Origin of the sequence: Pseudomonas sp. 3HC3 (assembly GCF_044904505.1) — a bacterium.
Lineage (GTDB): Bacteria > Pseudomonadota > Gammaproteobacteria > Pseudomonadales > Pseudomonadaceae > Aquipseudomonas > Aquipseudomonas putida_Y.
This window is the reverse complement of sequence record NZ_JADDRH010000040.1, coordinates 1-6,271: the sequence shown is the minus strand read 5'-3', so window position 1 is coordinate 6,271 and position 6,271 is coordinate 1. Positions and strand designations below refer to the sequence as shown.

At 68.0% G+C, this 6,271-nt stretch carries 1 protein-coding gene; it reads right to left on the bottom strand.

The features are described from left to right. The coding region (locus INQ47_RS25530) for an amino acid adenylation domain-containing protein (protein ID WP_404702886.1) at nt 1-6,271 on the bottom strand (6,271 nt) is incomplete at both ends.

Genomic DNA, 6,271 nt, shown 5'->3' with positions numbered 1-6,271 from the left:
AGGCGCGTCTCGCCGAAGGCCAGCGCCGGGGCATCCGGGGTGCGCTGCACCTGGGCCTCGATCAGTTGCTGGATGCTCTGCTCCAGCGGGTAATGTTCAGCGGTGGCGTTCCACGTGACCAGGGTGCTCTCGCACTCGGCGGCCGCCAGCAATGGCAGTTCGGCCACCGGTTGTTGCGGTTGCTCGACGATGCCTTGCAACAGATTGATGAAGTGGGTCGACAGCCGCTCGATGGTCGAGCGCTCGAACAGGTCGGTGGCATACACCCACGAGGCCAGCACGCCCTCTTCGCTGTCGAACACATCCAAGGTCAGGTCGAACTGGGCGACACCGGTATCCCATTGCAGCCCTTCGACGCTCAAGGCATGCGCCTGTTGCGCGCCCTGGCCACGGCGCGCGCCGCTCTGGTAGTTGAACAGTGCCTGGAACAGCGGGCTGTGGCTGAGGTTGCGCTCCGGCGCCAGGGCCTCGACCAGTTGCTCGAACGGCAGGTCCTGGTAGGCCTGGGCCTCCAGCGCCGCCTGGCGCACCTGGCCGAGCAGCGCGGCAAAGGTCGCCTGCGGCGCGAACTCGACCTTGAGCACCTGGGTATTGACGAAGAAGCCGATCATGCCTTCGGTGCGAGCATGGTTGCGGTTGGCGATCGGCACACCGACACGGATGTCGGACTGGCCGCTGTAGCGGTGCAGCAACGTCTGGTAAGCCGCCAGCAACAGCATGAACAGCGTCACCCCCTGTTCCCTGGCCAGCGCGCGCAATGCCTGCTGCAGCTCACCGGGCAGGGCCAGCGTCAAACTGGCACCGGCTTGGCTGCGCATCGCCGGACGCGGGTGATCCAGCGGCAGTTCGAGCACAGGCTGCGTGCCGCCCAGGCGTTCGACCCAATAGGTCAGCTGCCGCTCACGCTCACCAGCGTCCATCCACTGGCGCTGCCAGACGGCATAGTCGGCGTACTGGATCGGCAACGGCGCAAGGCTCGGTGCCTGCCCCTGGTCAAAGGCGTCGTACAGGGCCACCAACTCGTCGACCATGACCTGCATCGACACACCATCGCTGACGATGTGATGCATCACCAGCACCAGCACATGTTCATCGCTGCCCTGGCGCAACAGGCAGGCGCGCAGCAGCGGGCCCTGCCCGAGGTCGAACGGACGTGCGACCTCCTGTTCCACCCGCGACAGCAGCGCGGCATCGCTGGCATCGGCCAGCACCTCCAGCGGCAGCTCGAAGGCGTACGGCGCCTGTATCACCTGCTCGGTACGCCCCTGTGCATGAACGAACACCGTGCGCAGGCTCTCGTGCCGCGCCACCAGGTGTTCGAACGCCCGGCGCAGGGCTTCGACACGCAGCGCGCCACGCAGGCGCAGGGCCACCGGAATATGGTAGGCGGCGCTGTCCGGGGCCAGCTGCCAGAGGAACCACTGGCGCTCCTGGGCATAGGACAATGCCAGCGCCCGCGAGCGATCGGCCAGGCCGATGGCGGGCACCGCTGCGTCGGCAGACTCTGATAGCTGGGCGCAGAATGCCTGCAGGGTGCCATGCTCGAACAAGGTGCGCAGCGCCACCTCGACCTGCAGGGCGTGACGCACCCGGGCGACGACCTGGGTGGCCAGCAACGAGTGACCACCCAGCTCGAAGAAGTGATCCTGCAAGCCCACCTGCGGCAGCTTGAGCACATCGGCCCAGATCGCCGCCACCGTCTGCTCCAGCGCGGTACGCGGTGGCTGGTGATCATGTCGGGACTGACCGGCCTCAGGCTGCGGCAGCGCCTTGCGGTCAAGCTTGCCGTTGGGGGTCAGCGGCATGCTGGCGAGCGACAGGACATGCGCCGGAACCATGTAGTCCGGCAGCACTTCGCGCAGGCTCGCCCTGAGCGCGTCGCACCACGCGGCATCAGCCTGACTTGGCTGCAACGCCACCACATAGCCGACCAACTGCTGGCCGCTCGGGCCTGGCCGGGCGACCACGGCGGCATCGCGCACGCCAGCCTGGGCCAGCAGGCGGGCCTCGACTTCGCCCAGTTCGACGCGGAAGCCGCGGATTTTCACCTGGTTGTCCACTCGCCCCTGGTAGTCGAACACGCCATCGCGGCGCTCGCGTACTAGGTCGCCACTGCGGTACAGGCGCGCGCCTGGCTCGCCGTGCGGATCGGGAACGAAGCGCTCGGCGGTCATGCCCGGCCGGTCCAGGTAGCCACGGGCCAGGCCGTGGCCACCAAGGTACAGCTCACCCTGCAGGCCGGCTGGCAGGACGCTCAGGTCGGCGGCCAGCACATAGGTGCGACGGTCGCCGATACGCGTGCCGATCGGTGCGTAGGCAGCGCCGCAGTCGGTAGCGCGGTCGGCTTTCCAGATCAGCGGGGTCACCACCGTCTCGGTCGGGCCGTAGCCGTTGATGATGTGCTCCGGCGCCAGGGCGGCATGCACGCGCTGGTAGCTGTCACGGGGCACCGCGTCGCCGCCGAAGCAGTAAATGCGCGCCTTCGGCGCCTGGCCATGCAGCTCGACGTGCTCGGCCATCTGCAACAGGTACGCCGGCGGGAACGCCGCCACCGTCACGCCGTGCTCACACATGCGCGCGCAGGTCTGGCCTGGCTCCCAGAGGCTGTCATCACGCACCAGCAGGCGGCTGCCGTGGGTCAACGCGGTGAGCCAGCGCTCATGAGCGCCGTCGAAGGCGAACGACATGAAGTGCAGCTCGCAATCGTCCTCGACCATGGCATAGCGCCGGCCGATGGCTTCGCAGTGCATCGCCAGCGGGCCATGCTCGACGCACACCCCCTTGGGCTTGCCGGTGGAACCGGAGGTGTAGATCACATAGGCCAGGCTCTGCGGCTGCACCACTGTTTGCGGCGCATGGGTCGGCTGTGCGGTCAGGTCGAGCTGGTCGAGATTGAGGGCAGCCAACGCCGCCGGCAGCGGCAGTTGCCCTTGCAAGGTCGAGTCGGTGAGCAACAGGGCGATACCGGAGTCCTGCATCAGGTAGGCCAGGCGCTCGGCCGGATAGCTGGCGTCCAGCGGCACATAGGCGCCACCGGCCTTGAGCACCGCGAGCAAGGCGACGATCACCTGCGGCCCACGGGGCAAGGCCACGCCGACACGGATCTCGGCGCCTACGCCTTCGGCGACCAGGCGATGGGCCAGCTGGTTGGCCTGACGCTCCAGGCTGGCGAAGTCCAGCACCTGGTCGCCGAACAGTACCGCGGGAGCCTGAGGCCGGCGCGCGGCCTGGGCGGCGATGCGTTGGTGCACCAGCAAGCCGTCCTGCCATGGCTGCGGCGCGTTGGCCACGGCCAGGGCCTGCTGGGCCTGGCTATCGAGCAGGCTCAGGTTGCCCAACGCCGCGGTGGGCGCCTGGCTGAACTGCTCCATCAGGCCGATCAGTTGCTGGTCCAGGCGGACAATGGCCGCCTCATCGAAATGGGCACGCATGAAGCTGTAGTGCAGCTCCAGGGTACCGCCCAGGTTCACGCCCAGGGTCAGCGGGTAGTTGGTCTGCTCGCGACTGTCGACGCTGCCGAAGCGCAGCTCCTTTGGCGCGCCACGCTCCAGGGCCTCGGCCACCGGGTAGTTCTCGAACACCAGCAGGCTGTCGAACAGCGCGTCACCGCCCTGCCCGGCCCAGCGCTGGATATCGAACAAGGGCGTGTGCTCGTGCTCACGCAAGCCAAGGTTGAGCGCCTGCACTGCCTGCAGCCAGTCGGCCACGGACTGGGCCGGCTGTGGCGAGGCGATCACCGGCAGGGTGTTGATGAACAGACCGATCTGCTGCTCGATACCCGGCAGCTCCAGCGGCCGGCCCGCCACGGTGGCGCCGAAGGCCACCGTGGCCTGCCCGCTGTAGCGCTGCAAAAGCAGTAGCCAGGCCGCTTGCAGCAGTGTGTTGACAGTGACCTTCTGCTGGCGGGCGAAGGTTTCCAGACGCTGCGTGCGCTCGGCGTCGACCAGCCGCACATGGCTGGCGTACCCGCTGCCAGGCTCGGCCTGCAGGCCCTGGGCCAAACGTGTGGGCGCCTCCAGCTCGGCCAGGCGCTCGCGCCAGAACGCTTCACTGACCGCCGGATCCTGGCGCTGCAACCAGTCGATGTAGTCGCGGTAACGCCCGGCCTGGGCCGGCGCCTGCCCGGCATAACGCTGCAGGACTTCCCCCATCAACTGGGAGTTGCTCCAGCCGTCCATGAGGATGTGATGGTTGGTGTAGATCAGCTCGAAGCGCTGCTCGCCGGTGCGCACCACGGTCATGCGCAGCAACGGCGCCTCACGCAGGTCGAAACCACGAGCGCGCTCGGCCTCGGCCAGGGCGTCCAGGCGTGCGCCAGGCTCGGCCTCGGCATGCCAGTCGAGGTAGTCGAACGGCACCTGGACCTGGCGCTGGACGATCTGCAGCGGCTGGCCGATGTCACCTTCCCAGGCGAAGCGACTGCGCAGGATCGGCTGGGCATCGGCCGACGCCTGCCAGGCCGCGCGGAAACGCTCGACCTGCAAGCCTTCCACGGTCACCCGCATCTGGTTGATATAGTCGCCGTTGCCCTGGCCATACAGGCTATGGAACAGCATGCCCTGCTGCATCGGCGACAACGGATAGACATCCTCGACCGCGCGCGGATCGTCCAGCAACTGGTCGAGGTGCGCCTGATCCAGGCGTGCCAGCGGGAAGTCCGAGGGCGTGACACCGGCATGGCGCGAGTCGCAGCAATGGGCGATGAGCGCCTTCAGCTCGGCGGCATAGTCATCGGCCAAGGCCTGGACCGTGGCCTCATCGAACATCTCGTGGCTGTAGGTCCAACCAATGGCCAGTTCACCACCGTAGACCTGCCCATTGAGCGTCAGCCAGTTGCCCAGCGGCGCCGCCGGGCTCTGCTCCTCGCCGCGCGGCTCGCCGACCGGGACGAACAGCGCACCCTGCTCGGCGTCGAAACTGCCATCGAACTGCCCCAGATAGTTGAAGGTGATACGCGGCACCGGCAAGGCGGCAAGACCGGCCTGCACCGCAGCATCGCCCAGATGGCGGAGCATGCCGTAGCCGATGCCCTTGGCGGGGACGGCACGCAGTTGCTCCTTGACCGCCTTGATCGAGCCCGCCAGGTCCTGCGCAGGCGTGAGGGCCAGCGGGAACAAGGTGGTGAACCAGCCGACGGTGCGAGTCAGGTCGATGTCGTCGAACAGGTCTTCGCGGCCATGCCCTTCAAGTTGGATCAGCACGGTGTGCTGCGCGCTCCAGCGGCCCACCACCCGGGCCAGCGCGGTCAGCAGCAGGTCGTTGACCTGGGTGCGGTAAGCCGCCGGGGCCTGCTGCAGCAACTGCCGGGTGAGCTCGCTGTCCAGCCGCGTATGCAGGCTGCGGGCATGGCGGTTCTGCTGGCCGCCGGCCGGATTGGCGCACGGCAGGTCCTGCGGAGCATCGGCCAGCTGGCCCTGCCACCAGGCCAGCTCGCGCGCCATGGCGTCACTACGGGCGTGCTCCCCCAAACGCTCGGCCCAGGCCTTGTAGGCACTGGTTTTCGCCGGCAGCCGCACAGGCTGCTGCGCATCCAGTTGCGCGCAGGCCTGTTGCAGGTCCTCGAACAGCACGCGCCAGGACACGCCGTCGATGACCAGGTGGTGGATCACCAACAGCAAGCGTTGGCTGCCGTCGCCCATGCCGACCAGCACAGCACGCAGCAGCGGCCCTTCCAGGCTCAGGCTGCGTTGCGCCGCTTCACACAGTGCCAGCAGCGCGTCCTGGTCGGCGGCCTGCCGCTGCCAGAGCAGGTCCTTGGCCTGGCCAGGCTGACCGTGACTGGCCTGCCACTGACCCTGCTCGCGGGTAAAGCGCAGGCGCAACGCATCGTGCTGCACCAGCAGGGCCTGCAAGGCCGCCTCGACGGTCGCCGCCTGCAAGGCCCGAGTGGGACGCAGCAGCACTGACTGGTTCCAGTGGTGCGCCTCGTCGCTCACTTCGCCGAAGAACCACTGCTGTACCGGCAGCAGCGGCATGCCGCCCTGCACCGCCCCCTGGTCGATGCGCTGCGCCGCGCCGCCCTCGCGCGCCACACGGGCCAGGCCCTGCACGGTCTGGTGCTGGAACAGCTCCTTGGGAGTGAAATGTATGCCGGCCTGACGGGCACGGCTGACCACCTGGATGGAAATGATCGAGTCGCCACCCAGCTCGAAGAAGTTGTCGCTCAAGCCGACCCGCTCCAGACGCAGCACATCGGCCCAGACAGCGGCAATGCGCTGTTCCATTTCGCTTTGCGGGGCTACATAGGCCTGTTGCAGCAGGCTGGCATCCG